This window comes from Cellulomonas terrae, from assembly GCF_007990265.1.
Classification (GTDB): domain Bacteria; phylum Actinomycetota; class Actinomycetes; order Actinomycetales; family Cellulomonadaceae; genus Cellulomonas; species Cellulomonas terrae.
Genome location: NZ_BJWH01000031.1, coordinates 19,902 through 36,960 on the forward strand (window position 1 = coordinate 19,902; position 17,059 = coordinate 36,960).

Consider the following 17,059-nt stretch of genomic DNA (forward strand, 5'->3'; position numbering starts at 1 on the left):
ACGAGCGACGCTATGTCCGACCACCGACATCCCGGCCGCAACCGCCCTCGTCCCCGGGACCCGGCAGGTGCCGGCAGGGGCTGTGGGCGGGTCGGTCGTGCACCCGCGTCCACCACCCTAGACGAACAGGTGTTCGATGTCTGCGACACGCCGTCAGCGTGTCGGCACCAGCTCGATCTGCTCTCCCGGCTCCACCACGTGCACGTGCACGGACGGTGCGACCCGCGCTGCGGCGTGCGCGAACGCGGGTCCCGCGCGGTCCATCCAGCCCGGTGGCAGCCGTCGCGACACCGGGGCGTGCAGCGTCCCCCAGTGCACCGGGACGGCGGCGCGCGCGCCGACGACGGCACAGGCGCGCGCGGCCTGCACGGCGTCCATGTGCCCCCCGGACAGCCGAGGACCCCACCCGCCCACGGGCACCAGCGCGAGGTCGATCGGACCGCCGGCGAGCGCCGGGAGGTCCGCCATCGCCGCGAACGGTGCGGTGTCCCCCGCGAACCAGACGCGGAACGAGTCGGTCACCACCACGAACCCGTGCGCCGCGTTCGGCCGGTGGGGCATCGGCCGGTGCACGTGCACGGCGGGCACCAGCCGCAGGCGGACGTCGGAGCCGGGCACCTGCCACCAGTGCGTGTCGGAGAGCCCGGCCGCGGCGCCGATGCCGCGGCTGCGCAGCCAGCGGGCGTTCGCCGGGGCGGTGAGCACCGGCACGTCGTCGAGCAGCCGAAGCGAGCCGAGCTCGGCGTGGTCGTGGTGCAGGTGCGAGAGCAGGACCGCGTCGGCACCCTGCCAGTCCGCGGGGCGAGGGGCAGCGCCCCGGCGGCGCAGGAGCCCGGCGTGCCGGAGCAGGAGCGGGTCGGTGAGCAGGCGGACGTCGTCGACGTCGAGCACGGTGCTCGCGTGCCCCAGCCAGCGCAGCCGCAGGGTCATGGCCGCAGGCCGGCGGCGTCCGCCCAGCGCACCAGCTGCTCGTGCACCGCCTCGGCGCCGACCAGGATCTCGTGGTCGCCGACGGGCTCGCGCAGCTCGTCGGCCAGCTCCCACCGTGCGGGGTGCAGGAGGAACGCGTGGTTCTGCGCGCCGCCGATGCCGCCGTGCGACCCGACCTGACCCTCGAACGCGTGGATGTGGCCCCGGTCCGTGACGGTCGAGATCAGGAGCAGGTCACCCGTGTGGGGCAGGCGTGCCGCCCGCACGAGGTCCGCGAGCCCGCGCGGGCCGTACGGCGCGAGGGGGTCCTCCCCCTCGGGCACGGCGCCGTCCTGCTCCAGCAGGACGAGGCCGCGGGGGCCGATCGCCACCAGGCCCTGCTCCTCCGTGTCGACCACGACGACCCCGACGCCCGGTCGGGCCGCCAGGCCGGTCACGAGCCCGGGCCAGCGCTCCTGGAGGTCCTCGAGCGTCAGCCGGTGCGGCACCTGCGGGAACCAGACGAGACCGAGGTTCCCCGAGCCCACGGTGACCACGTCGGGAAGGTCCCCCGCGGCGGCGGGCTGCTTGGGCCGCCCCTGGTCGGGACCGAGGACGGCGGACCCGCGGGAGAGGTTCAGCGCGCTGTTCACGAGCGCGTTGAGCAGGCCCCAGTCCTCGCCGGTGTCGCTCGTCACGCCGTCGGCGGCGGGCTCGGCCATGAGCGCGCGCACCGAGTCCAGCAGCGTCTCGCCCCCGAGCTGCTCGTAGGTCTCGCCGAGCGCCTGGCCGTGGTCGGAGACCACGACGATCTCGTAGTCCCGGGGCGCGACGGCTGCCACGCGCTCGAACGTGCCGAGCACGCGGTCCAGGCCCTCGAGCGACCGCAGCGACTCGGGCCGCGTCGGTCCCGCGTGGTGCGCGATCTCGTCGTAGTCCACGAGGTCGACGTAGATCGTCGGCGCGCCGCGCAGGAGCGCCTCCGCCACCAGCGAGGTGTTCAGGTCCCGCAGGAGGACGTTGGTGATGCCCCGGAGCACCACGTACCAGCCGCCGCGGGAGATGCGGGGCCGCACGTCGCGGATCCTCTGGCGGTGCGCCTGGTAGAGCTCCTTGAACATCTCGCCCACGGACACGCTCACCGCCCGGGCCAGCACGAACGGGCTCGCGAAGAAGCGCACGTACGCCGGGCCCGGGCCGAGACCGCCGTCGGGACCTTTGGTGCGCGACCTGCTCATGACCACGAAGCTCGTGGCGGCGTCCCCGGAGAACATGGTCGAGATGGCCGTCCCGCCGCCCGCGAGCAGCCCCTTGCCGGTGGTCAGCCGCTGCTCGACGAGCGCGGCGTCCTCGGGGTGGTTGGTCACGACGAGCCGGCCGAGGTCCCGGTCCCACCAGCGGAACGCGGGGATCTGCGACGAGTCGCCGTGCAGCAGTCCCGCCTGGCTCGCGGGCGTCGTCGACGGGATCCGCGCCCACCACTCCTCGAGCGTGTGGCTGCCCGCCGTCATCCACCGCTGCACGTTGGGTGCCAGCCCGGCCTCGATGGCCTCGCGCAGCACCGGCGCGGCGACGCCGTCCAGCTGCACGACGAGCATCCCCGCAGGGCGCGGCTCGCCCGCCGACGGTGACCGGACGCCCTCGCGACGCGCCTGGCGACGTGCGCGCCGCACCAGGTCGGAGACCACGTAGTCGCTGTTGCTCGCGCCGATCACCCACCGCCCGACCGCCATGACGATCGCCGTGAGCACGAGGACGCCCAGGACGGACCAGAGGTTGTCCGCGCCGATGCCCGGGACGACCGACAGCGCCAGCCACAGCACCGCCACCTGCGCGAGCAGGCCGAGACCCAGGGCGAGCGCGGCGCTGCCTCGACGTGCGAGGAACCGCAGCGGGGCGCGCAGGAGCAGGTCTCCAGCCGCGACGACGGCGGCGGCGAGCACGATCGCCCACGGGGTGTCGGCCCGGACGCCGTCGACGAGCGCGACGGCGACCGCGAGGCCGACGGTCGTGGTCAGGAGCGTCAGGACCGCCTCGCCGAGGTCGCGGACGGTGGGCAGCCAGGAGGGTGTGCGCAGTCCGCTCGACGAGGTCATCGGTCCTCTTTCCTAGGCCCGCGGTGGCGCGGGTCGGCGGGCGTCGGCACCCCAGCGCGCGTTCTCCGGGATCTCGAGCTCGTCGCAGAGGGCGTGCCACACCGTCCGGGGCTCGACGTTCTCGTCCAGCGCCTGCATGGCGGTGCGCTGGTCGAGCCCCCGGAGCACGAGCTCACGGGTGAGCTCCCTGCCGTGCGCGCTGCCGAGGACCTCGTCCACCAGCAGCCAGAACTCTCGTAACCTCACGGACGACAGCCTGCCACCCGCTGGGCGCGCGCGGGTGTGGGTGGGTGCCGACACAATGTCCGGGTGGTGCTCGACCGCTTCTCCGACCCGACCAGGACCTGGTTCACGGGTGCGTTCGCCGAGCCCACGACCGCGCAGCTCGGCGCGTGGACCGCGATCTCGGGGGGACAGCACGCCCTGGTCGTCGCCCCCACCGGATCCGGCAAGACGCTCGCCGCCTTCCTCTGGGCGCTCGACGACCTCCTCACGGGCCAGCGGCCCGACGACCCGGTCGAGCGCTGTCGGGTCGTGTACGTGTCACCGCTCAAGGCCCTCGCCACGGACGTCGAGCGCAACCTGCGCTCCCCGCTGGTGGGCATCCGGCAGGCGGCGACGCGCCTCGGGCTGGAGCTCCCCGACGTCACGGTCGGCATCCGCACCGGCGACACGCCGCCGAACGAGCGCCGGGCCTTCGCGACGAAGCCGCCGGACATCCTCATCACCACGCCGGAGTCGCTCTACCTGGTCCTCACGTCCGGCGCGCGGGCGGGGCTGGCGGGGGTGCGCACGGTGATCGTCGACGAGATCCACGCGGTGGCGGGCACCAAGCGGGGTGCGCACCTGGCCGTCTCGCTCGAACGGCTCGACGCCCTGCTCGACCACCCGGGCGGCCCGGGACCGGCGCAGCGGATCGGGCTGTCCGCCACCGTCCGGCCCGTCGACGTCGTCGCGGAGTTCCTGGGCGGTGCCCGCACGCCGGAGGACCGCGGTCGCTCCGTCACGGTCGTGCAGCCGCCGTCGACCAAGAAGATCGTCGTCGACGTCGTCGTCCCCGTCCCGGACCTGTCGGACCTGCGGGGCAACGACGTGACGCCGGACGACCTCGACCTGTCCGGCGCAGCCGCCGGGCAGCTGCCGCGGCCGTCGATCTGGCCGCACGTCGAGGAGCGCGTCGTCGACCTGGTGGCCGACCACCGGTCGACCCTCGTGTTCACCAACTCCCGGCGCGGCGCGGAACGGCTCACCGCCCGGATGAACGAGGTCTGGGCCGAGCGCTCGGGCGAGGACGTGCCCGACCCTGCGACGCTGACCGCGGCCGCGATCCCGGCGCAGTCCGGCACGGCCGTCGGCATCGACACCCGGCACGCCGCGACCATCCTCGCGCGCGCCCACCACGGCTCGATGAGCCGCGCGGAGCGCACCCGCACCGAGTCGGAGCTCAAGGCCGGTCTGCTGCCCGCCGTGGTGGCCACCAGCTCGCTGGAGCTCGGCATCGACATGGGTGCCATCGACCTGGTGGTGCAGGTCGGGTCGCCGCCGTCGGTCGCCAGCGGGCTGCAGCGCGTCGGTCGCGCCGGCCACCAGGTGGGTGCCGTGTCGCGCGGGATCGTGTTCCCGACGTTCCGGGGCGAGCTGGTGCCCGCGGCGGTCACGGCGCAGCGCATGCGGGACGGCGCCCTGGAGGCCATGCGCGTCCCGCGCAACCCGCTCGACGTCCTCGCGCAGCAGATCGTGGCGATGGTCGCGGTCGAGGACTGGTCGCTCGACGAGCTGTCGGCCGTCCTGCGCCGTGCCTCTCCGTTCTCCGGGCTCGGTGAGGCGACGCTGCGCGCGGTGCTCGACATGCTCGCGGGCCGGTACCCGAGCGAGGAGTTCGCGGAGCTGCGGCCCCGGATCGTGTGGGACCGGGTGCGCGACGTGCTCAGCGGCCGGCCGGGGGCGCTGCGGCTCGCGGTGACCAGCGGCGGCACCATCCCCGACCGCGGTCTCTTCGGGGTGTTCCTGGCCGGCGGCGCGACCACGAGCGACGTCCCGGTCGACGCCGAGCGCTCGGGCGGGACGGTCCGCGGCGGCAAGCGCGTCGGCGAGCTCGACGAGGAGATGGTCTACGAGTCGCGGGTCGGCGACATGTTCACGCTCGGGTCGAGCACGTGGCGCATCGACGACATCACGCCCGACCGTGTCCTCGTGACGCCCGCTCCGGGGGTGCCGGGGCGGCTGCCGTTCTGGAAGGGCGACTCCCCCGGCCGGCCCGCGGAGCTCGGCCAGGCGATGGGTCGCTGGGTGCGCGAGCTGGGTGCGCTCTCCGACGAGGACGCCCGGGTGCGCGTCGAGGCGGCCGGCCTCGACGCGTGGGCGGCCGACAACCTGCTGACCTACCTGCGCGAGCAGCGTGAGGCCACCGGCGAGCTGCCCACGGACGTCGTGATGGTGGTGGAGCGGTTCCGCGACGAGCTGGGCGACTGGCGGGTGGTCGTGCACTCCCCCTACGGCGCCCGCGTGCACGCCCCGTGGGCGATCGTCATCGGCGCGCGGCTGCGCGAGAAGTACGGCGTCGACGCCGCGACGATGCACTCGGACGACGGGATCGTGCTGCGGCTCCCGGACATGCTCGACGCCGGGGACGGCTCCCTGGTCGACGACCCCTGGGCGGAGTCGACCGGTCCCGGGGTCGACCTGGCGGACCTGCTGCTCGACCCGGACGAGGTGCTCGACTCCGTGAAGGCGGAGCTCGGCTCGTCGGCCATGTTCGGTGCGCGGTTCCGGGAGGCCGCGAGCCGGGCCCTGCTGCTCCCCCGGCGGCGGCCGGACCGCCGACAGCCGCTCTGGCAGCAGCGGCAGCGGTCCGCGCAGCTGCTGTCGGTGGCGTCCGAGTACCCCGACTTCCCGATCCTGCTCGAGGCCGTGCGCGAGTGCCTCCAGGACGACTTCGACACGGAGGCCCTCACCACCCTGATGCGCGACGTCGTGGCGCGCCGGGTCCGTGTCGTCGAGGTCACGACCACGCAGCCGTCGCCCTTCGCGCAGTCGCTGCTGTTCGGTTACACCGCGCAGTTCCTCTACGACGGTGACGCGCCGCTGGCCGAGCGCCGTGCCGCTGCTTTGACGCTCGACCCCACCCTCCTGGCGGAGCTCCTCGGGCAGGGCGGCGAGTCCCAGCTGGCCGACCTGCTCGACCCCGAGGCCGTCCTGCGCACCGAGGCCGAGCTCAGCGGACGGGCTCCCGAGCGGCAGGCGGGCACGCTCGAACAGCTGGCGGACGCCGTGCGGCGGCACGGTCCGCTGACCGCGTCGGAGGTCGCCGAGCGCGCGAAGTCCGAGGTGCGCGACGAGATCCTGACCTGGTTGTCCGAGCTGGAGGCGGCGCGCCGCCTGATCCGCGTCCGGCTCGGCGGGGTGGCACCCGAGCGTTCCGAGCAGTGGGCGGCGATCGAGGACGCCGGCCGCCTGCGGGACGCGCTCGGCGTCGCGCTCCCTGTCGGCGTGCCCGAGGTGTTCACGGAGGTCGTGCCGGACCCCGTGGGTGACCTCCTGCGTCGGTACGCCCGGACGCACGGGCCGTTCACGGCCGCCCAGGCCGCTGCGCGCTTCGGCTGGGGCGTCGCGGTCGTGACGGAGACCCTGCGCCGGCTCGAGGGCCGGGGCGTGCTGGTCCAGGGTCGGCTGCGCCCGGACGTGCTGGGTGGCACGGGCGACGAGTTCTGCGACGCCGACGTGCTGCGGACGCTACGCCGCCGGTCGCTCGCCGCGCTGCGCGCCGAGGTCGAACCCGTCGACCCGCAGGCGCTCGGCGTCTTCCTGCCGCGCTGGCAGGGCGTGCAGCCCGTCGGGCGGGTCGGGCGCAGCTCCGCGACCGGCACCCTGCGCGGCGTCGACGGCGTCGCTCGCGTCGTCGAGCAGCTCGCCGGCGCGGTCATGCCGGCATCGGCTCTCGAGACCCACGTCCTGCCGGCCCGGGTCGCCGACTACAGCCCCGCGATGCTCGACGAGCTGACGGCCGCCGGCGAGGTGGTCTGGGCGGGGCACGGCGCTCTCGCGGGCCACGACGGGCTGGTCTCGCTGCACCCGACGGCGGTCGCCGACCTGACCCTCCGGCCCGCGGACGCCACCCCCGACACCCCGCTGCACGAGGCGCTGCTCAAGGCGCTCGGCGGCGGCGGCGCCTGGTTCCTGGGCGCGCTCACCGAGCGCGTCCGCCAGCTGCGGCCGGACGACGCGTCGCCGAGCCAGGCGGAGGTCGCGAACGCCGTGTGGGACCTCGTCTGGACCGGCCACGTGACCAACGACGGGCTCGCCCCGCTGCGCGCGTGGCTCGGCAGCGGGAGCACGGCGCACAAGACCCGGGCGGCCGCACCGCGCGGACGCCCGCTGCGCCCGCGGCTCGGGCTGCGCGCGGCCGTGCAGCTGGCGGCGGACCCGGGCACGCGCGCGACCTCGCTCGGGCTCAACGGCGCCGCGAGCGGCGGCCGGTGGTCGCTGCTGCCCGCCCGCGAGCCCGACCCGACGCTGCGGGCCCACGCACTGGCTGCCCAGCTCCTCGACCGGCACGGCATCCTGACGCGCGCGGTCGCCCCCGCGGAGGGCATCGGCTCGCGGTTCACCGACGTGTACCGCGTGCTGTCCGCGCTGGAGCAGGGCGGGCAGGTGCGGCGCGGCTACTTCGTCGAGCGCCTCGGCGGCTCGCAGTTCGCGCTGCCGGGAGCGGTCGACCGGCTGCGCGTCGACGCCCAGGTCGTCGAGCGGTCCGCCGACCAGGACGGTCCGACCGACCTCCAGGTCGTCGTCCTGGCGGCGACGGACCCGGCGAACCCCTACGGTGCGTCGCTGCCGTGGCCGGTCGCCGGTCCCGACTCGTCGGACGCCGGAGCAGGCCGGCACCGGCCGGGCCGGAAGGCGGGCGCGCTCGTGGTGCTCGTCGACGGCGCCCTCGTGCTCTACCTGGAGCGAGGCGGCCGTACCGTCCTCACGTTCACCTCGGACACCGGGGTCCTCACCGCCGCCGCCGAGGGGCTCGCCACGACCGCCCGGGTCCGGCGCACCGGCCGGCTCACGATCGTGCGGGTCGACGGCGTCGAGGTGCTCGAGGGCGGTCTGCGCAGCACGCTCGGGCAAGCGCTCGTCGCCGCGGGCTTCGCCGCCACACCACGCGGCCTGCGGCTGCGGGACCGGCCGTGACGGCGAGCGCACGTGCCTGAGGGCGACGTCCTGAAGCGCACGGCGAACCGCTTCGAGCTGGCGTTCGCCGGGAAGGTCCTCATCCGGTCCGACCTGCGCTGGCCGTCCGCCGCCACGGTCGACCTCGTCGGCAGGACCGTGCTGGAGACCGTCTCCTACGGCAAGCACCTGCTGACCCGCGTCGACGACGGCCGCACGCTGCACACCCACCTGCGGATGGACGGCTACTGGCGCATCTGGCGGACGGGCACGTCGGCCGCCGCCGGCCGAGCGGCGAACGTCCGTGCGGTCCTGGCGACGGCAGACTGGACCGCCGTCGGGCACCACCTCGGCATGCTCGACGTCGTCCGCACGCGCGACGAGCGCACGCTCATCGGTCACCTCGGGCCGGACATCCTCGCTGACCCGGTCGACGCCGACGAGATCCTGCGCCGGTGGGCCGCGCGCGGGGCTACCCCCGTCGCCGAGGTACTGCTCGACCAGACCGTGGTCGCGGGGATCGGCACCCTGTTCGCCGCCGAGTCCCTGTGGGCGGAGCAGCTCTGGCCGTGGACGCCGGCCGACCAGGTCGACGCGTCCCGGCAGCTCGCCGTGGCCCGTCGCCAGATGCGGCGCTCCGTGGTCGACGGCCGCTCACCGGAGCACGTGCACGCACGGACGCGGCAGCCGTGCCACCGCTGCGGCACCCCGATCGCGGTCGGCCAGGCACGCCGACCGCCGATGCAGCGGCCGATCTTTTACTGCCCGCGCTGCCAGGCCGCCCCCGACTGACGGGGCTCTGGTCGGGTCCGGACGAGCCGAGTCCCCGGCGCGCACCGGGCGACCGGCACCCATCAGAGCCGACCGGGTCGCGAGCGCGTCGAGACGCCAGCCGCACCTCCCGCGACGAGCAACGGCCCGCGGACCAGGGGTCCACGGACCGTGCAGGAGGACGACCGGACATCTCTGTCCGCCGTCACGGGCGCTGGGCAGCGACCCGTCGACCGCCGGGGTGTCCGGCAGGTCATACATGGACGGCCGTCGCCGTCCGGTCAGCCGATGGGCGTGAGCTCCGACCGCGACCGCGCCCACCCGAAGTCGGTGGCACCGGCCACCGACGCCGCGAGGTCCGCGGGCACCGTGTCGGGGATCAGCAGACCCTCGGCAACGGCAACACGATCACTGACCTCGCGCAGGACGAGCGACATCGGGACGTCGAGCGCCTCGCAGATGCTGTTGAGCAGCTCCGACGACGCTTCCTTCTGACCCCGCTCCACCTCGCTCAGGTACCCGAGCGAGACACGGGCTGCCGACGACACCTCACGCAGGGTGCGCCCCTGGCGCTGTCGCGCGTCCCGCAGCACATCGCCGATCTCTCGACGGAGTACAACCATTCGGGCTCCCCCTCTCGCGTCACGTGCCACGTCCGCTCCGGGAGCCGGAGTCCGTCGCGGACCCGGAACCACAGAGCTCTTCCTCTCAGGACCCCCGACTGCTGAGCCCTTCACCACAGAAACCGGCTGCCCCGTCGCCGGAAGGATTCCACCGTACCTTGCACCGCCGACACGCGAAGGCATGCGTCGTGCCGGAGGTCGAGTGCTCATCACGGTGGTTCCAACGATGTGACCCCTCACAGTGTTCCCGCTCGCGAGGCCGTCCACCCATGCCGGGCCGCAGATTCACCCCGGTCGGCCCAGAATTTCGACCGCCAGCGCCAGCACGGCGTCCGTCGACCGGGCCCGGACCAGCGCCCGGTCCCCCGTCAGGAGCAGGGACCGCACGGTCGAGCCGTCCGGCGTGGACACCGCGACGTGCACCGTGCCGGGCGGCTTCCCGTCCTGCGGGTCGGGTCCGGCCACGCCTGTCGTCGCGAGCCCGACGTCCGCACCCAGCCGCGCCCGGACGCCTGCGGCCATCGCTGCGGCGACTTCGGGGTCGACGGCACCCCGCGCGTCCAGCAGCCCACGGTCCACGTCGAGCAGCGTCCCCTTGAGGTCGGTGGCGTAGGCGACGACCGCGCCGCGCAGGACGCTCGACGCGCCCGGCACGTCGACCAGCGCGGCCGAGACGAGCCCGCCGGTCAGCGACTCGGCGACCGCCAGCGACCAGCCGCGAGCCCCGAGGGCCGCGAGGAGGTCCGCCGCGAGCGACACGTCACAGCCCGGCGGCCGGTGGCCGCCCGGCCGTGCGCCGGATCTGCAGCCCCGTCCGCGCGTAGTCGACGCCGGTCACCACCGTCACCAGGAGCGCGGCGCCCATCAGGACCGTGGCCACGACCGAGACGAACTCCGGGAGCACGTCCAGCGGGAGGAGGTAGAGGCCGATCGCCACCGACTGCAGCACGGTCTTCAGCTTGCCGCCCCGCGACGCGGGCAGCACCACGTAGCGCAGGAGGAAGAACCGCATCGCGGTGATGCCGAGCTCACGCACGAGGATGATCACGGTCACCCACCACGGCAGGTCCCCCAGCCACGACAGCAGGACCAGGGCCGTGCCGATGAGGACCTTGTCGGCGATGGGGTCGAGCATCTTGCCGAGGTCCGTGACCTGGCCCGAGCGGCGTGCGAGCCACCCGTCGAGGCGGTCGGTCGCTGCAGCCACGACGAAGAGCGCCGTCGCGATCAGCCTGCCGGTCGTGGTGTGCCCGCCGTCGGCGAGGAGAGCCCAGGCGAAGAACGGCACCAGCGCGATGCGCAGCACCGTGAGCACGTTCGCCAGGTTCCAGGCGGAGGGTACGGCGTCGACCACCCGGACAGCCTAGAGGGGCCCGGGAGATGCCCCGTGCACCCGTAGAATCCGCGCGTGACCCAGCATGCCCGCGCCGGCAGACACTCACCTGCGGTCCTCTCCCTCGCGATCCTCCTGCTCGTCGTGGTGAACCTCGCGGCGAGCGTGGTGGCGCTGCGGCCGTGGGTCGAACCAGGCGCGGCTGAGCCGACCGTCCTGGGCGCGACCGCCACGGCGAGCCCCAGCGCGACGCCGACGCCGACGACGCCTCCCACCCCGACCCCCGACCCCGACGTGGAGTTCTCGATCGTCGCCGCGGGAGACGTCCTCCCGCACCTGCCGGTGCTCTCGAGCGCCCGCACCGCCGACGGCTACGACTTCGGGCCGCTGCTCGGTCCGCTCGACCCCTGGGTCCAGGGCGCCGACCTCGCGCTGTGCCACCTCGAGGTGCCCGTGGCGCCGGCCGGCACCCCGCCGAGCGGGTACCCGCTCTTCGGCACGCCGCCGGCGATCGCGGCCGGACTGCGCGACCAGGGCTGGGACGGTTGCTCGACGGCGTCGAACCACTCGGTCGACCGCGGTTTCGCCGGCATCACGGCCACTCTGGACGCGCTCGACGCCGCCGGGCTCGGGCACGTCGGGACGGCCCGGAGCGCCGTGGAGCAGGCGCAGCCGCAGCTGTACACGCTCGAGCGCGGCGGCCGGACGGTGACCGTCGCGCACGTCGCTGCGACCTACGCCACCAACGGGATGCCGGTCGACGCCGACAAGCCGTGGTCGGTCGACCGCATCGACGTCCCCGCGATGGTGGCGCAGGCGACCGCTGCCCGCGCCGCGGGCGCCGACCTCGTGATCGCGAGCGTGCACTGCTGCGTCGAGTACCGCTCCGAGCCCTCCCCCCAGCAGCTCGCCATCGACCAGGAGCTCGCCGACTCCGGCGTGTTCGACCTGGTCGTCGGCCACCACGCCCACGTCCCGCAGCCCGTCGTCCGCCTCGGCGGCGGCCCTCGCGGGGAGGGCATGTGGGTGGCCTACGGGCTGGGCAACCATCTGTCCAACCAGGACGGCGCCTGCTGCGCCCCGAGCACCGACTCGGGCCTGCTCCTGTCGGCTCAGGTGAGGGCCTCGGGCGCTTTCCCGGCCGAGGGCCGCGCTGCCGGGCCTGTGCGCGTGACCGGCGTCGCGTGGACCCCGATCACCGTCGACCGGCTCGGCGGGCACCAGGTGCACGCCCTCGTGGACATCCCGGCCGGCGCCGGCTCACTGAGCGGCGGCCAGGTGGCCGACCGGATGGCGCGCGCGGTCGCCGCAGCCGGGACGGAGGCACCGCAGCGCACCACCCCGCCGGCGACGACCGGTCCGCCGCCCGTGGTCGTCGCGCGCGTCAGCGGGTGATGTCGCCCGGCTGGGCGCTGCCGTACAGCCAGCCCTGCCCGTAGCGCCAGCCGTTGCGGTGCAGGTACTCGGCCTGCTCCTCGTGCTCGATCCCCTCGGCGATGGTCACCATGGCGAGCTCGCGCGCCAGCGCACCCAGCGCTCGGGCGACCTTGCCGGCGGTCGGGTCCTCGGGGATGCCGGAGGTGAACGACATGTCGAGCTTCACGCCCGCGACGGGCAGGTCCCGCAGGTAGGACAGCGGCGACACCCCGGTGCCGAAGTCGTCGAGGAGGATCGGCACGCCGGCCGCGGACAGCTGCGTGAGCTCGTGGCGGATCCGCGTGCCGGACGCGACGAGCGACGACTCGGTCAGCTCGACGACGATCCGACCGGCGGTGAGCCGGTGCCGGGAGATCTCCGACAGGAGGGTCGTCGCGAACTCCCCGTCCCCCAGCTGGTCGGCGGACACGTTGACCGACACCCACCGGGTCCGGTCGTGGATGGAGGCGACGAACTCGACCACGCGCCGGGCCACGAGCTGGCCGAGCGCGACGGACATGCCCGCCTCCTGGATGAGGCTGAGGAACGAGGCGGGCAGCAGGAGCCCGCGGTTCGGGTGCTCCCAGCGCACGAGCGCCTCGTACCCGACCACGCGGGCGTCGGCCAGGTCGACGATCGGCTGGTAGTGGACCACGAGCTGGTCCTCCGCGATGGCGGCCGTGAGCTCGCGGTGCAGGTCCGACGGCGAGCCCATGGCCATCGACGCGTCGTAGACCTCCGTCCGGCCGCGGCCCGCACCCTTCGCCCGGTACAGCGCCGCATCGGCGGCGGCGAGCAGGCCCGGCGCACCGCCCTCGATCGAGTCCGGGTCGGCCAGGGCGATCCCGATGCTGGCCGCGACGTTGAGCCGGCGGCGAGCCACCCGGACCGGTTCCTGCAGCCCGGCGTGGATCGCGGCGGCGACCTCGAACACGGCGCGCGGGCCGTCGAGGTCCTGCACCACGACCACGAACTCGTCGCCGCCGAGCCGCGCCACCGTGCCGCGGCGCGCGGTCGCCGCGCGCAGCACCCCGGCGACGTGCACGAGCACCTCGTCGCCGGCCGCGTGGCCGTAGCGGTCGTTGATCTCCTTGAACCCGTCGAGGTCGCAGGCCAGGACCGCGACACGGTCGACGACGCCCGGCTGCTCGAGGACGGACTGGAGGACCTCCTGGAGCAGGGTGCGGTTCGCCAGACCGGTCAGCGGGTCGTGCATCGCCCGGTGGGTGAGCATCTCCGCCTGCAGGCGAGACTCCGTCGAGTCGCGCACCTGGACGACGAAGTGGTCCGGCGCACCGGTCGGGGTGCGCACCAGCGCGGCGTCGAGCGCGACCCACACCTGGTGGCCGTCGGCCCGCTGGTACCGCTTCTCGAGGGAGAACCGGTGCTGGCCGTCACCGAGCAGGTGGTCGACCTCGAGACGTTCCGCGGGCCGGCCCTCCGGGGTGCTCAGGTCCTCCATGCGGTATCCGCGCAGGGCACCGACGCTGGTGCCCAGCAGCTCGGCGAACGCGGCGTTGGCCTCGACGATCCGCCACTCGAGGTCGACGAGCGCCATCCCGATCGGTGCGTTCTCCATCGCGACCCGGAACTGCATCTCGCTGCGCGTCAGCGCCGCCTCGACCTCCCGGCGGCCCGTGACGTCCACGAGCGTGGTCAGCACCGCCGCGGCGTCCCCGTCCCCGGCGGGCACGAGCTGGCTCGCCACCTGGACCATGCGTGCCTGGGTGGTGTCGGTGCCGGGGAGCGCGACCCCGACGAGCTCGGAGTCGACCGTCCACCCGGCGCGGGCCACCCCGGAGCGGTGCCCCAGGACCGCGGCGGGGTTCATCGCCAGGCCCATCTCGTTCACGAGCACGACCGGCAGGTCTCCGACGGACCGCCCAACGGACGCCTTCGCGTCGACACCCAGGATCGCGGCCGCCCGCTCGGAGATGTCGAGCACGCGGCCGGACAGGGACTGGACGAGCACGCCCTCCTTCGTCACGGCCTGCAGCGCGTCGTAGCGGTGCCGCAGCTCGCGCGAGAGCTCGAGCAGCTCGTTCGCCCGCCGGACCTGCGCGCGCTGCTGGCCGAGCAGGATGAGCACGGCGACGAGCGACAGGATCGCGACGCACGCGATCACGGTGCTGACGACCCCCCACGGGTCGGGGAACGCGGCGCTCACCGACCCCCGCCGGACCAGCGTCCGGCGTCGTCCTCCTCGGCGCCGTCGAAGTAGTCGGTCGCTTCCGGCGGCTCGCCCGGCAGCGCGCCGTCCGTGGTCGCGTACCGGTCGCCGCCCTCGTCCTCGCCAGGCGCACCCCGCAGCATCGCCAGGGTGCCCGGCAGGTCGTCGGCCTGCACCATCACCTCGCGGGCCTTCGACCCCTCGGAGGGGCCGACGATCTCGCGCGACTCGAGCAGGTCCATGAGACGCCCCGCCTTCGCGAAGCCGACCCGCAGCTTGCGCTGGAGCATGGACGTCGAGCCGAACTGCGTCGTGACCACGAGCTCCGCCGCCTGCAGCAGCAGGTCGAGGTCGTCGCCGATGTCCTCGTCCACCTGCTTCTTGACCGGCGCGGCGGTGACGTCCTGGCGGTACACGGGCTTGAGCTGCTTCTTGACGTGCTCGACGACGGCGTGGATCTCCGACTCCGACACCCAGGCGCCCTGCGTACGCATGGGCTTGGCGGCCCCCATGGGCAGGAACAGCGCGTCGCCCTGGCCGATGAGCTTCTCGGCGCCGGGCTGGTCGAGCACGACCCGTGAGTCCGTCAGGGAGCTCGTCGCGAACGCGAGGCGTGACGGGACGTTCGCCTTGATCAGGCCGGTGACGACGTCGACGCTCGGGCGCTGGGTGGCCAGGACCAGGTGGATGCCGGCGGCGCGCGCCAGCTGCGTGATGCGCTGGATGGACGCCTCGACGTCGCGCGGCGCGACCATCATCAGGTCGGCGAGCTCGTCGACGACCACCAGCAGGTACGGGTAGGTCGCGATCTTGCGCTCCGAGCCCGGCAGCGGCTTGACCTTGCCCGCGCGGACCGCGGTGTTGAAGTCGTCGATGTGCTTGAACCCGAAGTTCGCGAGGTCGTCGTAGCGCGCCTCCATCTCGCGCACCACCCACTCGAGCGCCTCGGCGGCCTTCTTGGGGTTCGTGATGATCGGGGTGATCAGGTGCGGGATGCCCTCGTACAGCGTGAGCTCGACGCGCTTCGGGTCGACGAGCACCATGCGGACCTCGTCGGGCGTGGCGCGCATGAGGATCGAGACGATCATCGAGTTCACGAAGCTCGACTTGCCCGCGCCGGTGGCGCCCGCGACGAGCAGGTGGGGCATCTTCGCGAGGTTGGCGACGACGTAGCCGCCCTCGACGTCCTTGCCGACGCCGATGACCATCGGGTGCTCGGTGCGCTTGGCCGCGCTGGAGCGCAGCACGTCGCCGAGCGAGACGGTCTCGCGGTCGGTGTTGGGGATCTCGATGCCGATCGCGGACTTGCCGGGGATCGGCGACAGGATGCGCACGTCCGCGCTGGCCACCGCGTAGGCGATGTTCTTGCTCAGCGCGGTGACACGCTCGACCTTGACCGACCGGCCGAGCTCGACCTCGTAGCGCGTGACGGTCGGCCCGCGCGTGAAGCCGGTGACCTGCGCATCGATCTCGAACGCCTCGAGCACCGAGGTCAGGGACTCCACGACGCGGTCGTTCGCGGCCGACCGCACCTTGTGCGGCGCACCCTTGGCGAGCGCGTCCTCGGCGGGAAGCGTGTAGAGGACGTCTCCCCCGAGCATCGGCTGCTCGCCGCGCGGGACGGGGGTCGGCTCGGGCGCACGCAGCGGGGCCTTGGTGCTCACCACCGTCGTCGGCACCGTGTCGGGTGCGGCGTCGCGGGCCGCCTGGGCCTCCGCCTCGGCCTCGGCCGCCGCGACGATCGCCGCACGCTCGAAGGCCTCGTCGCCGTCGTACGCGTCGAGCCGGGTGTCCTCCGGCTCGTCGCTGTGGTCGGCGCGCTTGCGCCGCCGCCCGAGCAGTCCCCGCTTGGCGGGCGGCGCCTCGATCTCGGCGACGGCGGTGTGCCCGGCGTTGATGACCAGCGGGGCGTCGTCCTCCGCCTCGTCGGGCGGGGTGCGGTGGTTGCCGGTGAGCTTGTCGTACACGCCGCGCAGGCGCGGGACGATCTGGTGCACGGGCGTCGCGGTGACGACGAGCACACCGAAGAAGGCGAGCAGGACCAGCAGCGCGACGGCGACCCCGGGGGTGAGCAGGCTGGCCAGGGGCGTGCCGATCAGGAACCCGACGATCCCTCCGGCCAGGCGCAGCGCCGCCATGTCGTCCGTGCCGGGCAGCCCGGCGCCGATCTGGACGAGGCCGCAGACCGCGAGGGTGATGGCGCCGATCCCGATGACGATGCGGCCGTTGGCCTCGACGCGTTCGGGGTGGCGCATGAGCCGGAGGGCCAGCCCGAGCAGGACCAGCGGCACGGCGACGCCGACCTTCCCGAACGTCCCGGCCACGACGTTGTGCACGACCGCGCCGGCGGTGCCCGACAGGTCCCACCACTCGCGCGCGGCGATGACGATCGCAAGACCGAGGAGCGTGAACGCCAGACCGTCGCGACGGTGCGCGGGGTCGAGGTCCCGGGCGCCGTGGCCGACCCGGCGGGCGGTCCCGCCGACGAGGTGGGCGGTGCCCATGAACACGCCCTTGACGATGCGGACCGGCAGGGCCGGTCGCGGCGGGGGTGGCGCGGGCCTCCGCCCCTGCGGGCGGG

General features: G+C 74.4%; 11 protein-coding genes. 3 read left to right on the top strand and 8 right to left on the bottom strand.

The features are described from left to right. Positions 1-153: 153 nt before the first annotated feature. From CTE05_RS19100 to CTE05_RS19110, 3 genes are read right to left on the bottom strand one after another with little or no spacing between them, the layout of a single operon-like run. Positions 154-930 (bottom strand): MBL fold metallo-hydrolase, encoded by a 777-nt coding sequence (locus CTE05_RS19100; protein WP_146847884.1) that lies wholly within the window; start codon positions 928-930, stop codon positions 154-156. Beyond that, positions 927-3,005, bottom strand: coding sequence for an alkaline phosphatase family protein (locus tag CTE05_RS19105; RefSeq protein ID WP_146847885.1), 2,079 nt, complete (start codon positions 3,003-3,005; stop codon positions 927-929). Before CTE05_RS19105 ends, CTE05_RS19100 begins: the two co-directional genes overlap by 4 nt. Positions 3,006-3,017: 12 nt before the next feature. Further along, the gene (locus tag CTE05_RS19110) at positions 3,018-3,251 is read right to left on the bottom strand and encodes a DUF3046 domain-containing protein (RefSeq protein ID WP_146847886.1); all 234 of its coding nucleotides are present in this window, start codon (positions 3,249-3,251) and stop codon (positions 3,018-3,020) included. A gap of 63 nt (positions 3,252-3,314) precedes the next feature. Between CTE05_RS19110 and CTE05_RS19115 the strand changes: the two genes are divergently transcribed. Then, positions 3,315-8,186: an ATP-dependent helicase gene (locus CTE05_RS19115; RefSeq protein WP_146847887.1), complete on the top strand. Its 4,872-nt coding sequence runs from the start codon at positions 3,315-3,317 to the stop codon at positions 8,184-8,186. Between the two features lie 12 nt (positions 8,187-8,198). After that, a complete protein-coding gene (locus tag CTE05_RS19120; protein WP_146847888.1) occupies positions 8,199-8,957 on the top strand; it encodes a DNA-formamidopyrimidine glycosylase family protein in 759 nt (252 codons plus the stop codon). Between the two features lie 260 nt (positions 8,958-9,217). Here CTE05_RS19120 and CTE05_RS19125 read toward each other — a convergent pair whose 3' ends face one another. The 3 genes from CTE05_RS19125 to pgsA all read right to left on the bottom strand — a co-directional run bounded on the left by CTE05_RS19125 (position 9,218) and on the right by pgsA (position 10,913). Continuing rightward, positions 9,218-9,559 (bottom strand): helix-turn-helix domain-containing protein, encoded by a 342-nt coding sequence (locus CTE05_RS19125; RefSeq protein ID WP_146847889.1) that lies wholly within the window; start codon positions 9,557-9,559, stop codon positions 9,218-9,220. Positions 9,560-9,844: 285 nt separating this feature from the next. Then, the gene (locus tag CTE05_RS19130) at positions 9,845-10,318 is read right to left on the bottom strand and encodes a CinA family protein (RefSeq protein WP_146847890.1); all 474 of its coding nucleotides are present in this window, start codon (positions 10,316-10,318) and stop codon (positions 9,845-9,847) included. A gap of 1 nt (position 10,319) precedes the next feature. Then, positions 10,320-10,913 (bottom strand): CDP-diacylglycerol--glycerol-3-phosphate 3-phosphatidyltransferase, encoded by a 594-nt coding sequence (gene pgsA, locus CTE05_RS19135; protein WP_146847891.1) that lies wholly within the window; start codon positions 10,911-10,913, stop codon positions 10,320-10,322. Between the two features lie 54 nt (positions 10,914-10,967). Here pgsA and CTE05_RS19140 point away from each other — a divergent pair, with 54 nt between their 5' ends. Continuing rightward, the gene (locus tag CTE05_RS19140) at positions 10,968-12,287 is read left to right on the top strand and encodes a CapA family protein (RefSeq protein WP_146847892.1); all 1,320 of its coding nucleotides are present in this window, start codon (positions 10,968-10,970) and stop codon (positions 12,285-12,287) included. Here CTE05_RS19140 and CTE05_RS19145 read toward each other — a convergent pair. Both CTE05_RS19145 and CTE05_RS19150 read right to left on the bottom strand, forming a co-directional pair. After that, positions 12,277-14,475: a putative bifunctional diguanylate cyclase/phosphodiesterase gene (locus tag CTE05_RS19145; RefSeq protein ID WP_146847893.1), complete on the bottom strand. Its 2,199-nt coding sequence runs from the start codon at positions 14,473-14,475 to the stop codon at positions 12,277-12,279. The genes CTE05_RS19140 and CTE05_RS19145 overlap by 11 nt on opposite strands. Then, positions 14,472-17,059 (bottom strand): DNA translocase FtsK (locus CTE05_RS19150; RefSeq protein ID WP_371863381.1); only part of this gene is annotated, 2,588 nt, incomplete at its 5' end. The genes CTE05_RS19145 and CTE05_RS19150, both read right to left, overlap by 4 nt.

Bases quoted from the DNA above. Each gene is read 5' to 3' on its own strand.
- CTE05_RS19100 (WP_146847884.1), bottom strand. From the start codon at position 930: ATGACCCTGCGGCTGCGCTGGCTGGGGCACGCGAGCACCGTGCTCGAC.
- CTE05_RS19105 (WP_146847885.1), bottom strand. From the start codon at position 3,005: ATGACCTCGTCGAGCGGACTGCGCACACCCTCCTGGCTGCCCACCGTC.
- CTE05_RS19125 (WP_146847889.1), bottom strand. From the start codon at position 9,559: ATGGTTGTACTCCGTCGAGAGATCGGCGATGTGCTGCGGGACGCGCGA.